Source organism: Streptomyces sp. NPDC044064 (assembly GCF_056434245.1).
In genome coordinates this window covers 74109-97103 of record NZ_JBWKFN010000007.1, presented here as the reverse complement: position 1 = coordinate 97103, position 22995 = coordinate 74109, and the positions used below count along the sequence as shown (strand labels likewise).

Here is a 22995-nt window from a genome sequence, read left to right as displayed (position 1 = left end):
GATCACCTCATGAGCGACAACCAACTGCGGCTGGTGTGGATCTACCCCGACCTGCTGAGCACCTACGGCGACCAGGGCAACGCCCTCGTCGTGGAGCGGCGGGCCCGGCAGCGCGGCCTGGACGTGGCCCGGCTGGACGTACGCAGCGACCAGCCGATCCCGACCTCGGGTGACATCTATCTGATCGGTGGCGGCGAGGACCGGCCGCAGCGGCTCGCGGCCGAGCGGCTGCGCCGCGACGGCCATCTGCAGCGCGCGGTGGAGAACGGCGCGATCGTCTTCTCCGTGTGCGCCGGCTACCAGATCCTCGGCCACGAGTTCATCAACGACCTCGGCCAGCGCGAGCCGGGCCTCGGCCTGCTGGACGTGGTCTCGGTGCGCGGCGAGGGCGAGCGGTGCGTCGGCGACGTCCTCGGGGACATCGACCCGCAGCTCGGCCTCCCCGAGCTGACCGGATTCGAGAACCACCAGGGCGTCACCCACCTCGGGGCCACGGCGCGTCCCTTCGCCCGGGTGAAGATCGGCAAGGGCAACGGGACCGGGGACGGCACCGAGGGCGCGTACAACGGGACGGTCTTCGGCACGTACATGCACGGCCCCGTGCTGGCCCGCAACCCGCTGATCGCCGACCTGCTGCTGAAGCTGGCGCTCGACGTCAACGCGCTGCCGCCGATCGACGACCGGTGGTACGACGCGCTCCGCGACGAGCGCATCACGGCTGCGCAGCAGCCTGCGTAAGCGGCGTCTCAGCGCCGTTTCAGCGTGGTCTCAGCGGTTTCCGGCAGGCTCGTAGCGGGCCCGCCTGACGGGCCGTCCGCTCACATGTGCGGGCGCGTCCAGCAGGCGGACGCCCGCTACGGTACGACCCCCTCCCGCCGGTAGGGTGGCCGGGAATCCGCCGGACGACGTGGTCCGGTTTTCCGGCCCACGTTGAGAAGGTAATTCGGGCTATGCGCATTGGTGTCCTCACGTCCGGCGGCGACTGCCCCGGCCTGAACGCCGTCATCCGGTCCGTCGTGCACCGTGCCGTCGCCGACCACGGCGACGAGGTCATCGGTTTCCGGGACGGCTGGAAGGGCCTCCTGGAATGCGACTACATGAAGCTCGACCTGGACGCCGTGGGCGGCATCCTGGCCCGCGGCGGCACCATCCTCGGCTCCTCCCGGGTCCAGCCCTCGCATCTGCGGGACGGCGTGGAGCGGGCCAAGAGCCATGTCGAGGAACTGGGCCTCGACGCGATCATCCCGATCGGCGGCGAAGGCACCCTGAAGGCGGCCCGGCTGATGTCGGACAACGGCCTGCCCGTCGTCGGCGTCCCGAAGACCATCGACAACGACATCGCCGTCACGGACGTCACCTTCGGCTTCGACACGGCGGTCGGTGTCGCCACCGAGGCCCTGGACCGGCTGAAGACCACCGCCGAGTCCCACCAGCGTGTGCTGGTCGTGGAGGTCATGGGCCGGCACACCGGCTGGATCGCGCTGCACTCCGGTATGGCGGCCGGCGCCCACGCCATCGTCGTGCCGGAGCGGCCCTTCGACATCGACGAGTTGTCCGCGCGCGTCGGGGAGCGGTTCGAGGCGGGCAAGCGGTTCGCCATCGTGGTCGCCGCGGAGGGCGCCAAGCCGCGGCCCGGCTCCATGGAGTTCGACGAGGGCGGCAAGGACATCTACGGCCACGAGCGGTTCGCGGGGATCGCCCGGCAGCTGTCGATCGAGCTGGAGCAGCGGCTCGGCAAGGAGGCGCGGCCGGTGATCCTGGGGCATGTGCAGCGGGGCGGGACGCCCACGGCGTACGACCGGGTGCTGGCCACGCGGTTCGGCTGGCACGCGGTGGAGGCCGTGCACCGCGGGGAGTTCGGCATGATGACCGCGCTGCGCGGCACCGACATCGTGATGGTGTCGCTCGCCAAGGCCGTGGAGACGCTCAAGACGGTCCCCGCCGAGCGGTACGACGAGGCGGAGTGCGTCCTCTAGCCCGGTGGTCCGACAGAGAACAACCCGCCCCCGGTCACAGCCGTGACCGGGGGCGGTTCTACTCTTGGGGGCGGACAGACGCGTACAACCCCCACGAATCAGGAGCCGCCGGATGGATCACAGCGGGCACGGCATGATGATGGACTTGCCGCCGTTCACGCTGGGGCGGGGACTCCAGTGGTCGGCGGACCCCTTCTTCCTCGTCGCCTGTCTGGCCGGGCTGGCTCTGTACGGCTGGGGCGTGGTGCGGCTGCGGCGGCGCGGGGACGCGTGGCCCGTGGCCCGTACGGTGTCGTACGTCGTCGGTGTGCTGACCATCGCGCTGGTGATGTGCACCAGGCTGAACGACTACGGCATGGTCATGTTCAGCGTGCACATGGTGCAGCACATGGTGATCAGCATGCTGTCGCCGATCCTGATCCTGCTGGGCGCCCCGGTCACGCTGGCGCTGCGCGCGCTGCCGGTGGCCGGCAAGGGCCGCAAGGGGCCGCGTGAGCTGCTGCTCGCACTGCTGCACAGCCGGTACATGCGGATCATCACCCACCCGGCCTTCACGATCCCGATGTTCGTCGCGAGCCTGTACGCGCTGTACTTCACCCCGCTGTTCGACTTCCTGATGGGGTCGAGGGCCGGGCACGTCGGGATGATGGTGCACTTCCTCGCCGTGGGTGTGGTCTTCTTCTGGCCGATCATCGGCGTGGACCCCGGGCCCCAGCGGCCGGGTCACCTGATGCGGATGCTGGAGCTGTTCGCGGGCATGCCGTTCCACGCCTTCTTCGGCATCGCGCTGATGATGGCGTCGGAGCCGATGGTCGAGACGTTCAAGCACCCGCCCGCCTCGCTCGCCGTCGACGCGCTCGCCGACCAGAACGCGGCCGGCGGCATCGCCTGGGCGTTCAGCGAGATCCCGTCCGTGCTGGTGCTGATCGCGCTGCTGTTCCAGTGGTACGGCTCCGAGCAGCGGCAGGCCAAGCGCAAGGACCGGGCCGCCGACCGGGACGGTGACAAGGAGCTGGAGGCGTACAACGCCTATCTGGCCTCTCTCCACGCGCGGGAGAGCTGAGTCCGCGGTACGGGGAGCTGAGCCCGGGTTACGGGAGGCGGCTCCGCGGTATGCCGTTCGCGCGGCGTTCGGGGCACCATGGTCGGGGACGGACCATGAGGAGGGTGTCGCGATGCCCGGTTCCATGAACGGTTCCACCAAAGCCATGGGGGCGATGACCGTCGGCGGTCTCGTCGTCGTGACGGCCTACACGGTCGCACTCGGCAGCAACGGCTGGCTGTGGTTCGGCTGGGTGGTGCTCATGCTGCTGACGCTCGCCATGGTCGTCACCCAGTCGTAGGACGCTCGACGCGGGCGTGGCTGATTACAGTGCCCGCATGAACAGCAGGGCTGCCTCCTTCGACGACCTCGACCGCAAGATCATCACCGCGCTGATGGCGAACGCCAGGACCAGCTTCGCCGAGATCGGCGCGGCGGTCGGGCTGTCGTCCACCGCGGTCAAACGGCGCGTGGACCGGCTGCGGGAGACGGGGGTGGTCACCGGGTTCACGGCGACCGTGAAGCCCTCCGCGCTCGGCTGGCGCACGGAGGCGTACGTCGAGGTGTACTGCGAGGGCGCGGCCCCGCCGCGGCGCCTGGCGGAGGTGGTGCGCAACCATCCGGAGATCACGGCGGCCATGACGGTGACCGGCGGCGCGGACGCGCTGCTGCACGTGCGCGCGCGGGACGTGGAGCACTTCGAGGAGGTGCTGGAGCGGATCCGTGCCGAACCGTTCATCCGGAAGACGATCAGCGTGATGGTGCTGTCCCACCTTCTCCCGGAAAGCCCGGAGGCGGGCGCGACCCACGCCGCACCCGAATGATCGTGAGCCAAACCCCGAAGCGCGCAGTTCTCATGCGTATTCCCTGACCACGACGCAGCGATGCTGCGCATGCACGCAGCTTTCGTCGCTTGTCGTCCGCCTCCGTCCCTTCCTACCGTTGTGCCAACCCTCAGTGACGCGCAGGAAAGCGGAGGAAACCCTCTGTGCCCGAAAGCCGTGTGTCGCGCCCCCGGCGCTTCCTCGTCTGCGAACCCAGACATTTCGCCGTGCAGTACGCGATCAATCCCTGGATGCATCCCGACACACCCGTCGACGTGGATCTGGCCCAGGAGCAGTGGCAGGCGCTGATCCGCACCTACCGCTCCCACGGCCACGTCGTCGAGGCGGTCGACCCGGTCCCGGGCCTGCCCGACATGGTGTTCTCCGCCAACGCGGCGTTCGTGGTCGGCGGCCGGGTCTTCGGCTCCCTGTTCCACGCGCAGGAGCGACGCCCCGAGTCGGTCCACTACGACACGTGGTTCAAGTCGGCCGGCTACGACGTCTACCGGCCCGAGGCGGTGACCGAGGGCGAGGGCGACCTGGTGTGGACCGGCCGGTACGTGCTGGCCGGCACCGGGTTCCGCACCACCCGTGAGGCCCACCGCGAGGCGCAGGAGTTCCTCGGCCACCCGGTGATCGGCCTGACCCTGGTGGACCCGTACTTCTACCACCTCGACACCGCGCTCTTCGTCCTCGACGACGACAACATCGTGTACTACCCGGAGGCCTTCTCGCCGGGGAGCCGGGAGGTGCTCAAGCGTCTGTACCCGGACGCGGTGCTCGCCACCCGCGACGACGCGATGGCGTTCGGCCTGAACTCCGTGTCCGACGGCCGGCACGTCTTCATCGCACCCAAGGCCGAGGCGCTGGCCGAGCGCCTGACCGAGCACGGTTACGTCCCCGTCCCCGTCGACCTGTCGGAGTTCCACAAGGCCGGCGGTGGCATCAAGTGCTGCACCCAGGAGATCCGCTGATGACCGCACCCGCGCACGAGCGCACGTCCGACGACCTGATCAAGGCGGAGGAGCCGGTCCTCGCGCACAACTACCACCCTCTGCCCGTGGTCGTCGCCCGGGCCGAGGGCACCTGGGTGGAGGACGTCGAGGGCCGCCGCTACCTCGACATGCTGGCCGGCTACTCGGCCCTCAACTTCGGCCACCGGCACCCGGCGCTGATCGAGGCCGCGCACCGCCAGCTCGACCGGCTGACCCTCACCTCCCGCGCCTTCCACAACGACCGGCTCGCCGAGTTCGCCGAGCGGCTCGCGGAGCTGACCGGCCTGGACATGGTGCTGCCGATGAACACCGGCGCCGAGGCGGTGGAGAGCGGCATCAAGGTGGCCCGCAAGTGGGCGTACGACGTCAAGGGCGTCCCCGCCGACCGGGCCACGATCGTGGTCGCGGCGGAGAACTTCCACGGCCGCACGACGACGATCGTCAGCTTCTCCACGGACGAGACGGCCCGCGCCGGCTTCGGCCCCTTCACGCCCGGCTTCCGGATCGTGCCGTACAACGACCTGGCCGCGCTGGAGGAGGCGGTCGACGAGACGACGGCGGCGGTGCTGCTCGAGCCCATCCAGGGCGAGGCCGGGGTCGTCATCCCGGACGACGGCTACCTGGCCGGCGTGCGTGAGCTGACGCGCCGCAAGGGCTGTCTGTTCATCGCGGACGAGATCCAGTCCGGCCTCGGCCGCACCGGCCGCACCCTCGCCGTCGAGCACGAGGACGTCGTCCCGGACGTGCTGCTGCTCGGCAAGGCGCTCGGCGGCGGCATCGTGCCGGTGTCGGCGGTGGTGGCCCGGCGCGAGGTGCTGGGCGTGCTGCGCCCGGGCGAGCACGGCTCCACGTTCGGCGGCAACCCGCTGGCGGCGGCGGTCGGCACGGCAGTGGTCGAGCTGCTGGAGACCGGCGAGTTCCAGCGCCGGGCTGCCGACCTGGGGCAGATCCTGCACGGCGGCCTCGCCGAGCTGGTCGGCCGGGGCGTGACCGGCTTCCGCGCGCGCGGGCTGTGGGCGGGCGTCGACGTCGACCCGGCCATCGGCACCGGCCGTGAGATCAGCGAGCGCCTCATGCGGGAGGGTGTCCTGGTCAAGGACACGCACGGCTCCACGATCCGGCTGGCCCCCCCGCTGACCATCACGGCCGACGAGCTGCGCTCGGCGCTGGGCTCCCTGGAGAAGGTGCTGGGCGCGGGCGGCCGGTGACGGGGGCAGGGGGCCGGCCGCACGTCGCCGGCCCCCTGCCCGCTCGGTCAGCCCTGCTTCCTGCGCCAGCTCCAGCTCCAGCTCTAGTTCTTGCTCTTACTCTTGCCGAGGAGCTGCTTCATCTCCTCGATCTCGGCGTTCTCGCGCGTGGGAGGACGACCGCGGCGCACGCCGTCGTCGCGGCCTCTGGATCCGCAGGAGTGGGAGTTCCACCAGGGAGGGTGGTGCACGGGCCGCGTCCGGCGCCATGACCGCACACGAGCGCAGGCCGGTCGCCGCTGCGAGGGCGGTCACGGGGTCGGGTACGAGTGGGCCCCCACCGGTGCGGGCGCGGGCACGGTCCGTCAGGTCGCGGACGGCAGACAGCCCTTGACACGGGTTCAGCCGATCGATATGTACATGCCATACCATTGGTACGTACCAATCCCGCGCGGCCTCGCGCGTCGACCCGGCGCCCGACTCCCCAGTGGAGGCAGCGATGCGAAGACCATCGGCACTCGTCGCCCTGTTCCTCGGCGCACTGCTCCTGCTCCTCTCCCCACCACCCGCACTCGCCGCGGGCTCGGCCACGGCGTCCTTCGCCAAGACCTCGACCTGGGACGGCGGTTACCAGGGCGCCTACACCGTCACCAACGGCGGCAGTACCACCGTGTCCGCCTGGACCATCGAGTTCGACCTGCCCGCCGGCACCACGGTCGGCTCGTACTGGGACGCACTGCTCACCCGGAGCGGCAGTCACTACACCTTCAAGAACCGTGAGTACAACGGTTCGTTGGCGCCGGGGGCGAGCACCACTTTCGGGTGGGTGTCGAGCGGCACCGGCACACCGGCCGGCTGCCGACTCAACGGAGCGCCCTGCACCGGTGGTTCGGACGGCGGCGACACGACCCCGCCCGGCGTGCCGGGCGGGGTCACCGTGGGCTCCGCGTCCAGCTCGTCACTGACCGTGCGGTGGACGGCCGCCACGGACGACTCCGGCTCCGTCGCGGGCTACGACATCTCGCGCGACGGCGGCACTCCGATCGCGGTGACCGGCACCTCGTACACCGCCACCGGGCTGCAGGCGGCCACGAGTTACTCGTTCCGCGTGCGGGCCCGGGACGCGGCGGGCAACGTCTCCGCCTACAGTGCGGCGGTCAGCGGTACGACCGCCTCCGGGGGCACCCAGCCGGGCGGCGGCGTGCACACCGCTCCGTACATCGACATGGGCGCCTGGCCCACCCCGAGCATGCCCGACATGGCCTCCGCGAGCGGGCTGAAGAGTTACACCATGGCGTTCGTCACCGCCTCCGGCTGCAAGGCCATGTGGTTCAACGCCTATGACCCGCGCAGCGGCTGGGCCAAGGACCAGATCGACGCGATCCGGGCGAACGGCGGTGACGTGAAGGTCTCCTTCGGCGGCGCGTCCGGCATCGAACTGGCCCAGGCCTGCGACTCGGTGGACTCCCTCTACACCGAGTACAACGCGGTCGTGAACGCGTACGGCCTGACCTATGTCGACTTCGACATCGAGGGTGCGGCCGTGGCCGACCCGGCCTCGGTCAGCCGCCGTTCCCAGGCCCTGGCCCGTCTGCAGCAGGCCCACCCCGGGCTGCGGATCTCCCTCACCCTCCCCGCGCTCCCGGAGGGCCTGACCTCGGACGGCCTGAACGTGGTCAAGGCGGCCCGGGACGCCGGTGTCGACCTCGACCTCGTGAACATCATGGCCATGGACTACTACCGCAGCGTCGACTACGGCGACGCCGCCCTCCAGGCCGGGCAGTCCACCTTCACCCAGCTGCGCTCGCTCTACCCGGGCAGGTCGGACGCCCAGCTGTGGGCGATGACCGGCGTCACACCGATGCTCGGCCAGAACGACGACGGCCACGTCTACGACCAGAGCGACGCCCGCCAGCTGGTCTCCTTCGCCCAGGGCAAGCACCTCGGGGAACTGTCCTTCTGGGAGGCGACCCGGGACCGCAACGCCTGCACCGGGGCCCTGTACCAGTGCACGAACGTCCCGCAGTCCCCCTACGAGTTCGCGAAGATCTTCGCGGCGTACACCGGCTGACGCAGCCTCGCGCCGTCTACGGCCGCTCGCCCGCGCCACGACCCGGTGGACCGGGCGAGCCGGCCGGTCCGGGGCGGTGCCGCGAGTGGCCGTACCAGTCGTGCAGCACGGCACTGCCCACCAGGAGGTCCTGGACGGAGGCCCGGCGTCTGCTGGCCGGGATCCACAGCAGTCCCAGCGGGAAGAGGAGGTACAGGACGGCCCGCAGCACGGCGGGCACGAGGGTGAGCCGGGCGCCGGACCGGCCGGTCACCCGCAGGCCCATCATCTGGTCACCGACGGTGCGCCCGACCGTGCACCAGCTGCCCGCGAGATAGACGGCCGCGAGCGCGGAGCCGAATCCCACGGCACCCCACAGTCCGAGCCGGGGTGCCGAGACCGGGGGCCCCACCAGCAGATACCGCAGCGCCGCGTAACCGAACTGAACGACCGCGACCGCGCCCAGCACTACGAGGACGTCCACGACGGCGGCCACGGTACGCGTGACGATCCCGGCCGGCAGTCCCTGCACGACCGCCGGACCGGGCGCACGGGCCGTCGAGGTCACGACGGCTCCGGTCCCCCGCGTCGCGCTCCGGGCGGCGGCCCGCCGGCCGACGGCCCCGGAGGGGATCCGGCGCGATGCAGCAGCCGGTCGGTGAAGCGGTCCACGAACCGGTCGGCGCGGGCGTTCTGCTCACGGAACGCGTCCAGCGTCTCCGCCGTCATGCTGCCCCCGGTGTCCCGGACGATCCGCCCGACGTCCAGCTCCTCCAGCACCTGCTCGGTGTACGTCACCAGGTCCAGCCGGGCCAGCACCGCGTCGAGGTCGATGCGCCGGGCGACCCGGTCCACGTCCAGCCGCTCCGCCACCGCGTCCACGTCGATCCGGCCGACGGCGGCGTCCAGGTCGATCCGGGACAGCAGGGCGTCGACGTCGACCCGGGCCAGCACGGCGTCCAGGTCCACGCGGGCGAGGACCGCGTCGAGGTCGATCCGGGACAGCAGGGCGTCGAGGTCGACGCGCCGGGCCACGCGGTCCACGTCGAGGCGGTCGGCCAGGGCGTCGAGGTCCAGTTCGTCCACGACGGCCGCCGTCACCGCCCGGACGAGCGCCCGCGCCAGGTCCCCCGCCTGGCCTCGCGACCGCTCCCGTTCCGCCGCTCCCCGCGCACTCCAGTACGCGATGCGGCGGTCCGCCGCACTCCGCACGGCCGACGGCACGAGCAGCCGGGTCGCGGCGCCGGCCCAGCGCCCGGCCCGGTCGGCCGTGCCCACGACCCTGGACACCGACTGCCGCTCCACCTCCAGCGCGAGTGCGAACAGCGCGTCGCCCAGCGGCGCCGGCGCACCCACCCGATGCGGCCTCCCGCCACGAGCCGCGGACACCGTCTGCGACACCAGGTCGGCCAGCCCCAGGACCAGCCGCGTCACCCCCTGGGGCACGGGCCCCACGAGGCCGTCGTCGCCGCTCCCACCCGCCGGCTCGGAGGCGGGCGAGTCGCCCGCGGACCTGCTCATGCCGGTATCGGACCATCCCGGACCCGGGCCCGCCCTCACCCACCAGGGGTGACCTGCGCCGGCCGGCCGGAGCGCGGGTACACGTCATCCGCATCACGGTCACCGGTGTCCGGACAGCCTCACCCGCGTCGGGTGAGCAAGGGGCGCCGGGCGGCCGCCTACGGTGAAGGAGCCCAGACGGCAGACTCCGGAAGGCGGACCCCCCATGCCCACCACATCAGACGCTCCCGTCCTCGACACACTGGCCGCCATGACGATCGACTCGATAGAACGCTGCGGCATGGACGAGCGCTCCCTCATCCTGACCCGCATCGCCGCGCTCGTGGCCATGGACGCGCCGGCGATCTCCTACCTCGCCCACGTCGACCCGGCGGTCAAGGCCGAACTGACCGTGGAGCAGCTGCAGGACGTCCTCGTGGCGATCGCCCCCGTCGTCGGCACCGCACGGGTCATGTCGGCCGCTGGCCACATCGCCCAGGCCTTCGGCGTGGCCATCGCCATGGCCGAGGCGGAGGCCCAGTCCATCGCCGAGGCGGAGGCCCGAAGCCGGGACAGTTCCTGAGCCGGGCGACAACGGCTCGTACCTGAGCACGTGAGGTGACGTCAGGTACGAGCCGTTGTTCTCACGCGATGTCGGGCATCCCGGACGCCCAGTCGTCCAGCACCCTGGAGGGGTCCAGCGCGACGGGCAGTTCGGTCAGGCCGCGGAACGCGGGGAAGGGCACGGTCAGCCACTTGGCCTCGTCGGCCGGCAGGGCCAGGGAGATCCCCGGGAAGCGGCGGAAGAGCGAGGCCAGGGCGATCTGCATCTCCATCCTGGCCAGCGGTGCGCCGAGGCAGTAGTGCGGGCCCGTGCCGAATCCCAGATGATTGCTCTGCACGCCCGGCCGGGCGATGTCGAAGGTGTCGGGGCTCTCGAACGCGGCGGCGTCCCGGTTGGCCGAGGTGACCGCGATCTGCACCAGCGAGCCCTTGGGAATGTCCGTCCCCGCGATGGAGATGTCCTCCAGCGCGTGACGGAAGGTCGCGTTCTCGACCGAGCCCTCGAAGCGGATGATCTCCTCGATGGCGTTCGGGAGGAGTTCGGGCGAGTCGATCACCTGCTTGAGCTGCTCGGGATGCGTGAGCAGCGTGAAGACGGCGTTGCCGATGAGGTAGGCGGTCGTCTTGTGGCCGGCGAACAGCAGCACCCACAGTGTGGACAGCAACTCGCCGTCCGTCAGTGACTCCTGCTCGTCCTGCGTCTGGATGAGGATGCTCAGCAGGTCGTCCTCGGGGGCCTTGCGCTTACGGGCGATCAGGACCTCGAAGTACTCCCGGAGCGCGGTCTCGGCGTCGGCCAGCCGGTCCTTGTCCTTCTTGCTGAAACCGGTCCGCGCGACGACGCTGCACCACTGCTGGACCTCCTGCCTCTCCTCCTCGGGGACCCCGATCAGCTCGCAGATCACCTGCAGGGGCAGCGGGAAGGCGAAGGCCGACAGGAGATCGACGGACTGCAGGGTGGAGCACTTGTCGAGCAGCGCGTCGGTGATCTCCTGGATCCGTGGGCGCAGGGCCTCGATACGGCGGGGGACGAAGGCACGGCTGACGATCCGGCGCAGCCGCGTGTGCTTCGGCGGGTCGGCGAACAGCATGTTGTCGTCCAGGGCGATGGAGGAGTCGCCGAAGATCGAACGGTAGGCGTCGATGGCCGCGTACATGTCCTTGCTGATCCGCGGGTCGGCCAGCGCGGCCTTCGCGTCCTCGAACCGCGTGATGAGGTACGAGTCCACACCGTGCGGCGGGGTGAGACGGCACACGGGCGCGTTCTCACGCAGATGCTGATAGAGAGGGTGCGGGTTGGACCGGTATTCGGGACAGCCGCGGGACGCCGCATCCACTGCCCGGGCTGTCTCGTCCGCGGTCTCCTGCTCTTGCATCTGAGTCATCGACGGCCCTTCTTCTCTTCCCGCAGTGGCACGAGTCGGCTGAACGCTGGAACGCAGGAATGCATTGACGCCACTCGTGACGGGAAAACGCCATTCACCCTGACGCTGGCCGAACTCCTCGGCACGGTACGGCCGTGGAAACACCGAATGCGCCGTCCGAGGGAAGGATCGATTGCCGACCCGCTGACCGTATGACAGGTTCGAACCCAGGGCCGCCATGAGGTCGAATTGCTGCCCGAACTACCGCTGGGTCACTGGAGGAGGACGGGCCGTGGACAGGCGCGACGAAGAAATGGTGCCGGTGTTGATCGTGGGCGGTTCGCTCGTCGGACTGTCCGCGTCGGTGTTTCTGGGAAGACTGGGCGTCGGCCATACGGTCGTCGAACGCCGGGCCGCCACTTCCGAACACCCCCGGGGCCGGGGGAACAACATGCGGACAATGGAGTTGTTCCGCACCGCCGGCCTGGAACCGGACATCAGAAAGGCCGCGGCCTCCCTGTCCGGCAATCACGGCATCATGCAGACGGACAAGCTGTCGGGCGGTCGGAGCAGATGGCTCTCGGCCCGGCTCACCGGCGGGGCGCCCGAGAAGGAGGTGTGCTCCGCCCTGCGGTGCGCGTGCAGCCAGAACGACCTGGAGCCGGTCCTGCTGACCCACGCCCGTGAACTGGGCGGGGACGTGCGCTTCGGTACGGAGCTGGTCTCCTTCACCGAGGACCGGGACGGCGTGACGTGCGAACTGCGCGAGCGGGAGAGCGGCCGTACGTACACGTTGCGCACGGCCTACCTCCTGGCAGCCGACGGACCGCGCAGCCCGGTGCGCGAGCGCCTCGGCATCGGGCAGAGCGGAGGGGGCGACCTGTTCCACAACGTCAGCGTCACCTTCCGCAGCAAGCTCCTGCGCCAGGTGGTGGGCGATCAGCGCTTCCTCGTCTGCTACCTGAACGGGACCGAGGGCGACGGGGTCCTGCTGCCCGTCGACAACGAGGAGAAGTGGGTCTTCCACATCCCGTGGTTCCCCGAGCGCGGCCAGACGCTCGACCACTTCACCGACACGCGCATCGCGGACCACGTCAGGGCCGCCGCCGGGGTACGGGACCTGGACGTCGAGGTCACCGGGCGTGCCCCGTGGCACGCGGCGGACCGGGTCGCCGACCACTACCGGCAGGGACGCGTCTTCCTCATCGGTGACTCGGCCCACGAGATGCCCCCCACCGGCGCGTTCGGATCCAACACAGGCATCCAGGACGCTCACAACCTGGCCTGGAAGATCACCGCGGTACTGCACGGCTGGGCGGGCGAGGGCCTGCTGGACACCTACGATGACGAACGGCGCCCGGTCGCCCTGGCCACGATCGCCCGGGCCATCGAGCAGGCGGCGCGCGAGGAGCACCCCGGCTACGCCGCCGCGCAGGGCCCCGGCCAGAGCGCGGACCTGATGACCGTGGCCCTCGGCTACCGCTACCTCTCCACGGCCGTGTCCGGCGCGGACACCGGAGCGCCGACCATCCCGGAGACGCTCCGCCTGCAGGCGGACCCCGGCACCCGGGCCCCGCACATGACCGTCGTGCACAACGGGGACACCAAGTCGACCATCGATCTGTACGAGCGGAGCTTCGTACTGCTCTCCGGCCTTCCGGACGGACCATGGCCGTCGGCCGCCCACGCCGCGGCGACCAAGCTCGACGTCCCCCTGGTGCCCTACCGCGTCGGCGCCGGCCCGGACTTCGACCTCGACACCACGGCCGCCCACGGCACCGACGCCGGTGGCGCGGACTGGGCCGCCGTCCACGGCGTCACCCCTCGGGGCGCCGTGCTCGTCCGCCCCGACGGAATCGTCGCCTGGCGTTCCGCGGACCTCCCCGCGGACCCCGCGGCCGAGCTGACGCGCGTCCTCGAAGGCCTCCTCAGCCGCTGATCCCGCTCTCCGACGCCCCCGGACCCTTCCACCGTAGGGAGCCCCTTCCATGCCGACCGACCTGCAAGCTCCGGGCGACATAGGCCACCGCACCGCACTGGGCGACGACGACGCCCGACACGAACGAATAGACGTCCACCACCACTACACCGCCCCCGAATGGGTGCGGTGGGCAGAGAAGAAGGGGATCGCGGGCCGTGACAGCCTGCCGCCGTGGACCCGGTGGGACGAGACCGCCGCCCTGGACCTGATGGACCGGACCGGGACGCGCACCAGCATCCTCACCGTCGCCATGCTGGGACGCTTCAAGGAGGCGGCGGCACGCAAGGAGAGCACGCGTGTCGCCCTCGACGCCGCCGGCGCCCTGACCACCAGGCACTCCGGCCGCTTCGCCTTCTTCACACCCGTCTTCCTCGACGACGCCGAACTCTCCCGCTGGTCCGTCTCCTACGGAATGGACCAGCTCGGGGCCGTGGGCGTCAGCGCGCGGACCAGCACGGGCGACACGTATCTGGGCGACCCCGCACTCGACCCGATCATGGCGGAACTGGACGAACGCGCCGCCGTGATCAGCACGCACCCCATGCAGGTGAACACCTCCGGCGCCCCCCAGGGCGTACCGCCGTTCGTGTGCGACTTCCTCATGGACACCACCCGCGCCGCCCTGAGCCTGATCATGAACGGGACCCTGGACCGCTTCCCGCGGCTCACCTTCATCCTCCCGCACGGCGGCGGGTACCTCCCCTACATCGCGAGCCGGGTCGAGGTCTTCGGCCGCCAGCTGGTCCCCGCCGTCGACCCGGGCCGCGTGCGCGACTACCTGCACCGCTTCTACTACGACACGGCCGCGCCGATGTCCCCGTCGGCCACCCCCACGCTGCTGGCCGCCGCGGGTTCCTCCCGGATCCTCTACGGAAGCGACTGGCCACCCACCCCCACGCACGTGGTCACCGAGGTGACCGCTCCCGCTCTGGACGGGGATCCCGCCCTCGGCGACCGGGAACGCGACCACATCAACCGCGGGAACGCCCTGCGTCTGCTGCCCGCACTCGCTCCTGCCTGAGCCGCGAAGGCAGTGTCCCTTCGTACCGCTCGCGGGGAGCGACGCGAAGGGACACTGCCCGCTTCACCGAGCCGCACGGGCGGCGGGCCGGCTCAGCTCAGCACAGTCCGGCCGGGATCGAGACCCGGCAGAAGTTGCCGCGGAAGAGGTTGCTGCCCTTCGAGGCGTTCTGATTGACCAGGTCGGCCGGGGCGTTGCCGGTGAACCAGTTCTCGTCGACGCGGTTCTTGTCGTTGACGGCGCCGACGAAGCTCTTGTACAGCACGACCCCGCCCGACAGCGGCGACCGGCCGCTGTTGCCCGCGACCACGTTGTGCTTCAGCAGAACGCTCTCCGCACCGGACAGTACGATCCCGGAGCCCTGCACGAACGGCAGCCGGGCCGTCTTGGCGCAGTACTTGTTGTTCCGCAGCACATAGTTCTCGCTGACGGTGAGCGCGCCGGCCCGGGGCTTGTTCTCGTCTCCGATGACGATCATCCCGGTGCAGTTCCCGGTCATGTAGTTCCGCTGGACCGTGAGGTTTCGCAGGCGCAGGACCGTCAGGCCGTTCCGGTTGCCCTCCAGGGCGTTCCCCTCCACGACCAGGCCCCGGCTGTCCGTGGCCCCCTTCTCCGACATCGTCGTGTTGGCGAGGTACAGCCCGGCGTCACCGTTGTCGCGGGCGACGTTGTTCTTGAACACCCCGCGCGTGGAGTGCTCCTGCGAGATGCCCCACTTGCCGTTCTTCTCGGATCGCACCCGCTGCACGGTCAGGTGGTCGGTGGCCATGGACCACAGACCCACGTTGGCGAAGCCCGTCAGCTTCAGGTCGGAGACGGTCACGTCCGCGACGGGCTTGTTCCGGAGCCCGATCACACAGATGCCCTTGCCGCCCTCCACGCAGCCGACCGCTGCCTTCGGGCTGGGAACGGCCTTCTTCTTCGGAGGCACGATCACCGTGCGCGCACCGACGCCGCGGAGGGTCAGTCCGGAGGTCTTGACCGTGACGCTCTCGTGGTAGGTACCGGCCTGCACCAGGACCGTGTCACCGGCGTGGGCGGCATCCACCGCCTTCTGGATCGACCCACCCTGGCGCACCGTCAAGGTCCGCGCGGTCGGGGAGGAGACCGCCGAGGCCGGGAAAGCACCCGGGCCCGCAGCGAGAAGTACGGCGACGAACGCGGCGTACCGAACATGGTTCAGTTTCATGTCCGGAACGTAGGACCGAATCGGCGGATGCCCGCACGGAACTCACCCGCATACCTCCCAACGGGCGTAAAGGTTCATATGACCGGCCGTGTACGGACGACGTCGGAGTAGCAGCGGTGGCAACCCCATCGGGCCGTACCTAGGCTCGCTAGCGGAAACGAGCCCGCGGGAAGGAAAGAGAATGTCGCAAGTCCACGAAGAACAGATCCGCGTCGGCGCGCTCGATACGGTGGCTCGGCCCCGAAAACTCACGGGTGTTCTGCGTTCCGCGGCCAAGCAGACCAACCTGGTCCCGGTTTTCCTGGTCCTCACGGCCATGATGGTGGCACTGTGGCTCATGGGAATGCCCTTCATGCAGGCCCTGACCATTTCGACCGCACTGAAGATTTCGATGGTTCTTTTCGCTGCACGTCGGCTGCCTCGCGCCTCGAAGGGCTGACGCACGGGGATCATCCCTGTTCCGACCGCTGAAGACCGCTCGGCCCGAGGCGCCCCGTCCGGCCTCGGGCCGAGCCCGGTCTCAGGCCCCTCGGCCCGCCTTCTCGCCGGCCCCGCTCTCCCCCACGCCCCACCGCGGCGTCGCCGCGGAGTCGTCGTCGCGGCCCGGATGCGCCCGGCGCTCCCGCAGATCGGCCACGGCCAGGACCAGGGCGACCAGGATGATGGCCGTGGCGGTGAGCAGCCCGAGCTGAAGGGCCGTCGTGGCACGGCCGTGGTTGGAGAGGTGCGCGAAGTACACGGCGCCGACCACGGCGATACCCATGGCCGAGCCGATGCGCTGACCGGTCTGCATCACCCCGCCGGCCGCACCGGCCCGTCGCACCGGCACGAGCGTGAGGGTGAGGGTCGTGTTGGGCGAGACCGTGAGACCGGACCCGATCCCGCCGATGACCAGCGGCAGCGCCATGGCCCAGCCCACTCTCTCGCCGGGCACCAGCTGAACGGCCAGGACGACGCCGAGCAGCCCGAGGACCACCGCACCCAGGCCGATCACGACCAGACTGCGGCCGTAACGCGTCACCAGCCGTCCCCCGAGGGCCGCGCCGACCGCCGAGGCAACCGCGAACGGCAGGATCGTCACACCGGCGGCGAGGGCGCTGTATGCCGCGGAGTTCTGCAGGAACAGCGACAGGACGAAGAAGATGGTGGTGAGCCCGGCGAAGAACGTGAGGCTGATCAGGGTGCCGAGCGTGAAGGAGCGCAGGGAGAAGAGCCCGAGGTCGACCAGCGGCGCCCTGCCCCGGCTGCCCCGTGCCCTTTCCCACACCCAGAAGGCCCCCAGCAGCAGTGCGCCCACCGGGAGCAGTACCCACTTCGCCCGCCCCTGCCACTGCTGCTCCTGGACCAGGGGAAGCAGCAACGCGAGCACGCCCGCGCCTAGGAGCAGTACGCCCACCGGATCGAACTCCTCCCGTCTGTCGCCCGGCACCGGGAGGCGGGGCAGCAGCCGGTGCCCCGCGACGAGGGCGGCCACCCCGATGGGCACGTTGACGAAGAACACCCAGCGCCAGCCGTCGTCCGTGCCGAACGCCTGGATCAGCAGTCCGCCCGCGAGCGGGCCCACCGCGGTGGACACGGCGACGACGCTGCCGTGGAAGCCGAAGGCCCGGGCCCGCTCGGCGCCCTGGAACATCTGCTGGATCAGCCCCGAGGTCTGCGGTGCGACCACACCGGCGGCAGCGCCTTGGACCAGCCGGAACACCACCAGCCAGGTGGGGCCGGCGGCGAGACCGCACGCCACCGACGCGGCCGTGAAGACACCGAGGCCGAACAACAGCGCCTGGCGGCGCCCATACAGGTCACCCAGTCGTCCCGCCGGCGCGAGCGCGAGCCCGAAGGCGAGGGCGTACCCGGACACCACCCAGGACTGGGTGGCTTCGGAGGCACCGAGCCCGCGCTCCATGGAGGGCAGAGCCACGTTCACGATCGAGACGTCGAGCAGCGAGATGAAGCCCGCGGTCAGACAGACTCCGAGCGCTTTCCACCGCCGGTCGTCGAGAGCGGGCCGGGCCGTTTCTGTGGTCATGTGATCACGCTATGCATGCGTGAGCGGTCGCACCAGTCGACGAGAGCGGGGCGGCCCTCACACCTGACTATCTGTCAATGAACTCAGTAAGGTGTCAGCATGAGCCCGGCTGAACACAACCGCAGATGACCACAGGCGCACCTGAGCCCATACCCGTGATCCCTGTACCGACCTGGGGAAACACCGGCCCAGCGGGGCGGCCGGCAAAGTGAGGGACGAACCGTGTTCTACTACCTGCTCAAGTACGTGCTGCTGGGCCCCCTGCTCAGACTGGTCTTCCGCCCCCGGATCGAGGGGCTGGAGAACGTGCCGGCGTCGGGTCCGGCGATCGTCGCGGGGAACCATCTGTCCTTCTCCGACCACTTCCTGATGCCGGCGATGCTGAAGCGGCGCATCACCTTCCTCGCCAAGGCGGAGTACTTCACCGGGCCCGGCATCAGGGGCCGCCTCACCGCGTTCTTCTTCCGCAGCGCCGGCCAGATCCCGGTGGACCGCTCCGGCAAGGACGCGGGGCAGGCCGCGATCCGCGAGGGGCTCGGGGTGCTGGGCAAGGGCGAGCTGCTGGGCATCTACCCGGAGGGCACGCGCTCGCACGACGGCCGGCTGTACAAGGGCAAGGTCGGGGTCGCGGTCATGGCGCTCAGGGCGGGGGTGCCGGTGGTGCCCTGCGCGATGATCGGCACCTTCGAGGCCCAGCCGCCGGGCAAGGTCATTCCGAACATCCACCCCGTGGTCATCCGCTTCGGCAAGCCGCTCGACTTCTCCCGCTATGCCGGCATGGAGCACGAGAAGGCCATCCTGCGGGCCGTCACCGACGAGATCATGTACGCGATCCTCACGCTGTCCGAGCAGGAGTACGTCGACCAGTACGCGGCCGTGGTCAAGGCGGAGCAGGCGGCCGAGAAGAAGGAGCGGAAGTTCCCGCGGGCGCCGCTCAGCTGATCTGCCGTCGGCAGAACGGCTCCGCGCCGAGCGTGCCGCCTGCCTAGGCTCGCCCCATGAAACGGGCTGTGGTGATCGGGGCGAGCGGACAGATCGGCCGTCCGGCGGTGGCGGCACTGGAACGGGACGGCTGGGACGTGACGGCCGCCTCGCGGGGCGGCGGCCGGGACGAGTCGTGGGGCCCGGGGGTGCGTGCGGTCCGGCTGGACCGTGCCGACGGCGGGGCGCTCGCGGCCGTGGTGGGCGACGGCTGCGACCTGGTGGTCGACATGGTCGCGTACGACGCCGGGCACGCGCGGCAGCTGACGGACCTCGCGGGCCGGATCGGCTCAGCGGTGGTGATCTCCAGCGTGTCGGTGTACGAGGACGACAAGGGGCGGGGCTTCGACACCCTGGACGAGCCCGACGGCTTCCCGGCGTACCCGGTGCCGGTCGCCGAGACGCAGCCGACGGTGGCGCCGGGCGAGGCGACCTACAGCACCCGCAAGGCGGCCCTGGAGCGTGAACTGCTCGCGATGGGCGCGGAGTTGCCGACGACCGTGCTGCGGGCGGGCGCGGTGCACGGGCCGTACAGTCCGCTCCCCCGCGAGCTGTACTTCGTGAAGCGGCACCTGGACGGGCGGGGCGGGCGGGTGCTCGCGTACGGCGGGGAGAGCCGGTTCCATCCGGCGAGTGCCCGGAACATCGCCGAGCTGGTCCGGCTGGCCGCGGCCCGCCCCGGGACCCGGGTGCTCAACGCCTGTGATCCGCAGGCGCCGACGGTCGCCGGGATCGCGGCGGCGATCGACGCGGTCATGGGCGCGGAGCCGCAGACCACGCTCGTGGCCGGTCCGCCGCCCGCCGGATCCGTGGGCCGCACCCCGTGGTCGGTGCCGCTGCCGGCCGTCTTCGACATGTCCGCAGCCGGGCGGGAGCTGGGCTACCGGCCGGTGGTGTCGTACGAGGAGAGCCTGCCCCGGACGGTGGAGTGGCTGCGGCAGCGGCTCGCCGGGGGAGACTGGCGGGAGCTCTTTCCGCTGCTGGCGCGGGCCTATCCCGACCTCTTCGACTATGCGGCCGAGGACGCCTGGACGGCGGGGACATGACGAAGGGGCGGCCGGAGAGTCCGGCCGCCCCTCGTTGCCGTACCGGAGGGGTTACGGCTTGGGCGTCGCGTGCGGCGCGCAGCTCACGTCGGCGGTGTCCAGCTTGCCGTCGATCAGGTAGCTGTCGACCCGCTCGTTGATGCAGGGGTTGACCAGGCTGGTCACACCGTGGGAGCCCGCGCCCTCCTCGGTGATCAGGCGGGAGCCCTTGAAGCGCTTGTGCAGGTCGACGGCGCCCGGGTACGGGGTCGCCGCGTCACGCGTGGACTGCACGATCATCACCGGCGGCAGACCGCGGTGCGTCCTGACGTCCACCGGGGTCAGCTGCTTGGTCGGCCAGGTGGCGCAGGGCAGGTTCATCCAGGCGTTGGCCCAGGTCATGAACGGGTAGTCCTTGTTGAGCCGGGTGTTGTCCCGGTCCCACTTGCGCCAGCTGGTGGGCCACTTGGCGTCGGCGCACTCGACGGCGGTGTAGACGGCGTTGCCGTTCTCGGCGCTGATGTTGCCGGCCGTGTCCGACAGGTCGGGGGCGGCCGCGTCGACGAGCGCCTTGGTGTCTCCGGCGACGTACTTGCTGAACACCGAGGCGACCGGCACCCACGACGAGTCGTAGTACGGGGCGCTCTGGAAGAAGGAGATCAGCTCGGCCGGGCCGACGACCCCGCCGATGGGGTTCTTCTTGGCGGTGGCGCGCAGTTCGAGCCACTTGGCCTGGACGGCGGCGCGGGTGGTGCCGAGGTGGAAGGCGGCGTCGTTCGCGGCGACCCAGTCCTCCCAGTCCTTCCAGCGGCCCTCGAAGGCGATGTCCTGGTTCAGGTTGGCCTGGTACCAGATGTTCTCGCGCGACGGGTCGACCACGCTGTCCACGACCATGCGGCGCAGGTGGCCCGGGAAGAGGGTGCCGTAGACGGCGCCGAGGTAGGTGCCGTAGGAGACGCCGAGGTAGTTGAGCTTCTTCTCGCCCAGCGCGGCGCGGATGACGTCCAGGTCGCGGGCGGTGTTCGGCGTGGTCATGTGGGGCAGCATGGCGCCGCTGCGCTCGGCGCAGCCCTGCGCGTACCCGCGGGCCAGCTTGCGCTGCGCGCTCTTGTCGGCCTCGGTGTCCGGGACCGGGTCGGCCTTGGGGGCCTTGACGAACTCCTGCGGGTCGACGCAGGAGATGGGCGCCGAGTGGCCGACACCGCGCGGGTCGAAGCCCACGAAGTCGTAGGCCTTGGCGACGTTCGCCCAGACGGCGTTCTTGGTGACGACCCGGCGCGGGAAGCGCAGACCGGAGCCGCCGGGACCGCCCGGGTTGTAGACGAGGGCGCCCTGGCGCTCCTCGGGGGTCCCCGTGTTGCCGATGCGGTCGACGGCGAGCTTGATCTGCTTGCCGTACGGCTTGGCGTAGTCGAGCGGCACGGAGACCCAGCCGCACTGGATGGGCTTCTCCAGGCCCCAGTCGGCAGGGCAGTCCTGCCAGTCGATGCCGGCCTTGGCGGCGCGGGCGGCGGCGATCTGGGCGCCCCTGGCCTCGCGGTCCTGCCCGTGGCGGCTGTCGGCGCTGGCCGCGGGAGCCGCCACCGCGCCGGCTATCAGGGTCGCGGTGACGAGTGCTCCGGCCGAACCGAACGCCAGCAGGCGGCTCTTCGGTCTGTTCTCCCTCAAGTGGGCCCCTCCCCCAACAGAGTTGTACAAGTGGTCAGGCGGGGATCCTCTCCGCTGTGAGCCCTCCGAGAACAGGGGGCGCAGACGTTTCTTTACCAATCCGATAAACGGACGATCGCGTCCCGCTGAGCGGAGCGTGTGCCTTTCAGGCCAGCAGGGTCAGCGCCTCGTCCAGCAGCCGCCGCAGCCCGAGCGCGTCCGGGGCCAAGGCGCTGACGAGCACGGCGGGTCCCGCCAGCGGAACCAGTGCGGCGCACTCCCCCAGCATCCGCGCCGCAGCCGGCCGCTCTGCGAACTCAGGCCGTACGACGAGCAGTTGGCCCACCGACCGGTGTCCGGCGAGCACGGCGGGCCCGTCCCAGCCGCCCGGCGCGCCGGGTCCGCAGGACAGCTCCTGGTCCAGCACGGTCCGGCCGGCGACGCGCACCGTGAGCCGGCTGGTGAGCCGTCCCGGTGCCTCTCCGACCCGGCCGAGCACCTGCTCCTCGCGCAGCACGAGCCGTGCCCCGGCGGCGAGTTCGGCCCGCGTGGTGACGTACAGGTCGCTGCCGCCGGCCGAGATCAGCTGCTCGGGCAGCCAGCGCAGCTCGCCGCCGTCGGCCACGTCCAGCCGTACGTCGTAGCGGGCCTCGCCCTTGCCCTGACCCGGGAGCGCGATGGTGGCAGCGGCCGAGCCGACGTGCAGCCGGGCGCCCTCCTCCACCCGCGCCGCCAGCGAGAAGCGGTCCCCGCCGAGCGGGCCGCTCATCGCGCCGACGACCATCACCCGCGCCTCGCCGACGCCCGCCCGGGTACGGCGCAGCGCCAGCGGGCCCTCGCCGTCGAGCACGGGCAGCGCCGTACCGCCGCGTCCGTCGGCGCGGGCGACGATCCGGGCGTTCGCCCGGACGCCGGTCGCCGTCATGCCGCCCACGCGGCGAGCCGCTCCCGCACCCACGCGGCCACGTCAGCGACGCCGGCCTCCCCGCGCAACGACTGGAAGACGACCGGGAGTTCGGCCCGCTGCGCCTTGGCGTCGGCGGCCATCCGGGCCAGGTCGGAGCCGACGTGCGGCGCGAGGTCGGTCTTGTTGACGACGAGCAGGTCGGCGGTGGTGACGCCGGGCCCGCCCTTGCGCGGGATGTCGTCGCCGCCCGCCACGTCGATCACGAAGATCTGCGCGTCCACGAGCCCCTTGGAGAAGGTGGCGGTGAGGTTGTCCCCACCGGACTCGACGAGGATCAGGTCCAGCGGCCCGACCTCGTCCTCCAGATCCTCCACGGCCTCGAGGTTGGCGGAGATGTCGTCGCGGATCGCGGTGTGCGGGCAGGCCCCGGTCTCCACGGCAGTGATCCGCTCGGGCGGCAGCACGGCCTCCCGGAGCAGGAACTCGGCATCCTCGCGGGTGTAGATGTCATTCGTGACGACGGCCAGGGACAGCTGGTCGCGCAGCAGGCGGCACAGCGCGGCGACGGTCGCGGTCTTCCCGGAGCCGACGGGCCCGCCGAGCCCGATGCGCAGCGCGCGGCGGGAGCCGTCGGGACGGTGGGCGTCGGCACTCAGGGCGGCGGGGCCGTGGTGGGTGTGGTCGAGGTGCATGTACGGCTCCAATGGTTGAGAGGC

General features: G+C 71.1%; 22 protein-coding genes. 14 read left to right on the top strand and 8 right to left on the bottom strand.

Annotated features, from left to right (window positions below; genetic code table 11):
* The first annotated feature begins 9 nt into the window (after positions 1–9).
* The 8 genes from AC07DS_RS13645 (at position 10) to AC07DS_RS13610 (ending at position 8095) form a co-directional block, all read left to right on the top strand.
* Entirely contained in the window at positions 10–738 is a 729-nt protein-coding gene (locus AC07DS_RS13645; RefSeq protein WP_479144927.1) for a type 1 glutamine amidotransferase, read from the top strand.
* Between the two features lie 212 nt (positions 739–950).
* On the top strand, positions 951–1976 hold the full coding sequence (locus tag AC07DS_RS13640) for a 6-phosphofructokinase (protein WP_479144925.1): 1026 nt from the start codon (positions 951–953) through the stop codon (positions 1974–1976).
* Positions 1977–2088: 112 nt separating this feature from the next.
* Positions 2089–3039, top strand: a complete 951-nt coding sequence (locus AC07DS_RS13635) for a cytochrome c oxidase assembly protein (RefSeq protein WP_479144923.1) — start codon at positions 2089–2091, stop codon at positions 3037–3039.
* Positions 3040–3151: 112 nt separating this feature from the next.
* Positions 3152–3319, top strand: coding sequence for a hypothetical protein (locus tag AC07DS_RS13630; protein ID WP_145885038.1), 168 nt, complete (start codon positions 3152–3154; stop codon positions 3317–3319).
* A gap of 37 nt (positions 3320–3356) precedes the next feature.
* Entirely contained in the window at positions 3357–3842 is a 486-nt protein-coding gene (locus AC07DS_RS13625) for an Lrp/AsnC family transcriptional regulator (RefSeq protein ID WP_479144921.1), read from the top strand.
* A gap of 164 nt (positions 3843–4006) precedes the next feature.
* Positions 4007–4816, top strand: a complete 810-nt coding sequence (gene ddaH, locus AC07DS_RS13620) for a dimethylargininase (protein WP_479144919.1) — start codon at positions 4007–4009, stop codon at positions 4814–4816.
* Complete coding sequence (gene rocD, locus AC07DS_RS13615; RefSeq protein WP_479144917.1) at positions 4816–6045, top strand: ornithine--oxo-acid transaminase; 1230 nt, start codon at positions 4816–4818, stop codon at positions 6043–6045. The genes ddaH and rocD overlap by 1 nt, the downstream gene beginning before the upstream one ends.
* Before the next feature lie 478 nt (positions 6046–6523).
* A complete protein-coding gene (locus AC07DS_RS13610; protein ID WP_479144915.1) occupies positions 6524–8095 on the top strand; it encodes a cellulose binding domain-containing protein in 1572 nt (523 codons plus the stop codon).
* A gap of 16 nt (positions 8096–8111) precedes the next feature.
* On the opposite strand, the gene AC07DS_RS13605 is transcribed toward AC07DS_RS13610, so the two are convergent.
* Positions 8112–8642, bottom strand: a complete 531-nt coding sequence (locus AC07DS_RS13605; RefSeq protein WP_479144913.1) for an RDD family protein — start codon at positions 8640–8642, stop codon at positions 8112–8114.
* Positions 8639–9595 (bottom strand): hypothetical protein, encoded by a 957-nt coding sequence (locus AC07DS_RS13600; protein ID WP_479144911.1) that lies wholly within the window; start codon positions 9593–9595, stop codon positions 8639–8641. Before AC07DS_RS13600 ends, AC07DS_RS13605 begins: the two co-directional genes overlap by 4 nt.
* Before the next feature lie 205 nt (positions 9596–9800).
* Between AC07DS_RS13600 and AC07DS_RS13595 the strand changes: the two genes are divergently transcribed.
* Entirely contained in the window at positions 9801–10157 is a 357-nt protein-coding gene (locus tag AC07DS_RS13595) for a carboxymuconolactone decarboxylase (protein ID WP_479144909.1), read from the top strand.
* A 61-nt stretch (positions 10158–10218) separates the two neighbouring features.
* On the opposite strand, the gene AC07DS_RS13590 is transcribed toward AC07DS_RS13595, so the two are convergent.
* Positions 10219–11523, bottom strand: a complete 1305-nt coding sequence (locus AC07DS_RS13590) for a cytochrome P450 family protein (protein ID WP_479144907.1) — start codon at positions 11521–11523, stop codon at positions 10219–10221.
* A 292-nt stretch (positions 11524–11815) separates the two neighbouring features.
* On the opposite strand from AC07DS_RS13590, the gene AC07DS_RS13585 reads away from it, so the two are divergent.
* Together AC07DS_RS13585 and AC07DS_RS13580 are read left to right on the top strand one after the other, a co-directional pair.
* Entirely contained in the window at positions 11816–13441 is a 1626-nt protein-coding gene (locus AC07DS_RS13585) for an FAD-dependent oxidoreductase (RefSeq protein ID WP_479145286.1), read from the top strand.
* A 49-nt stretch (positions 13442–13490) separates the two neighbouring features.
* A complete protein-coding gene (locus AC07DS_RS13580; protein ID WP_479144905.1) occupies positions 13491–14504 on the top strand; it encodes an amidohydrolase family protein in 1014 nt (337 codons plus the stop codon).
* Positions 14505–14601: 97 nt separating this feature from the next.
* Here the strand turns inward: AC07DS_RS13580 and AC07DS_RS13575 are convergent, their stop codons facing one another.
* Positions 14602–15693, bottom strand: a complete 1092-nt coding sequence (locus AC07DS_RS13575) for a right-handed parallel beta-helix repeat-containing protein (protein WP_479144903.1) — start codon at positions 15691–15693, stop codon at positions 14602–14604.
* A 181-nt stretch (positions 15694–15874) separates the two neighbouring features.
* Here AC07DS_RS13575 and AC07DS_RS13570 point away from each other — a divergent pair, with 181 nt between their 5' ends.
* Positions 15875–16132, top strand: a complete 258-nt coding sequence (locus AC07DS_RS13570; RefSeq protein ID WP_479144901.1) for a hypothetical protein — start codon at positions 15875–15877, stop codon at positions 16130–16132.
* 81 nt (positions 16133–16213) lie between these two features.
* Here AC07DS_RS13570 and AC07DS_RS13565 read toward each other — a convergent pair whose 3' ends face one another.
* Positions 16214–17719, bottom strand: coding sequence for an MFS transporter (locus tag AC07DS_RS13565; RefSeq protein ID WP_479144899.1), 1506 nt, complete (start codon positions 17717–17719; stop codon positions 16214–16216).
* 222 nt (positions 17720–17941) lie between these two features.
* Here AC07DS_RS13565 and AC07DS_RS13560 point away from each other — a divergent pair, with 222 nt between their 5' ends.
* Complete coding sequence (locus AC07DS_RS13560) at positions 17942–18661, top strand: lysophospholipid acyltransferase family protein (RefSeq protein WP_479144897.1); 720 nt, start codon at positions 17942–17944, stop codon at positions 18659–18661.
* A gap of 68 nt (positions 18662–18729) precedes the next feature.
* Positions 18730–19746 carry an NAD-dependent epimerase/dehydratase family protein gene (locus tag AC07DS_RS13555; RefSeq protein ID WP_479145284.1) on the top strand — a complete coding sequence of 339 codons (1017 nt, stop codon included), beginning with the start codon at positions 18730–18732 and terminating at the stop codon, positions 19744–19746.
* A gap of 51 nt (positions 19747–19797) precedes the next feature.
* On the opposite strand, the gene AC07DS_RS13550 is transcribed toward AC07DS_RS13555, so the two are convergent.
* The 3 genes from AC07DS_RS13550 to ureG all read right to left on the bottom strand — a co-directional run bounded on the left by AC07DS_RS13550 (position 19798) and on the right by ureG (position 22971).
* Positions 19798–21393 (bottom strand): alpha/beta hydrolase, encoded by a 1596-nt coding sequence (locus tag AC07DS_RS13550; protein ID WP_479144895.1) that lies wholly within the window; start codon positions 21391–21393, stop codon positions 19798–19800.
* A 145-nt stretch (positions 21394–21538) separates the two neighbouring features.
* Complete coding sequence (locus AC07DS_RS13545; RefSeq protein ID WP_479144893.1) at positions 21539–22297, bottom strand: urease accessory protein UreD; 759 nt, start codon at positions 22295–22297, stop codon at positions 21539–21541.
* Complete coding sequence (gene ureG / locus AC07DS_RS13540) at positions 22294–22971, bottom strand: urease accessory protein UreG (RefSeq protein WP_479144891.1); 678 nt, start codon at positions 22969–22971, stop codon at positions 22294–22296. The genes AC07DS_RS13545 and ureG overlap by 4 nt, the downstream gene beginning before the upstream one ends.
* Positions 22972–22995 lie beyond the last annotated feature (24 nt).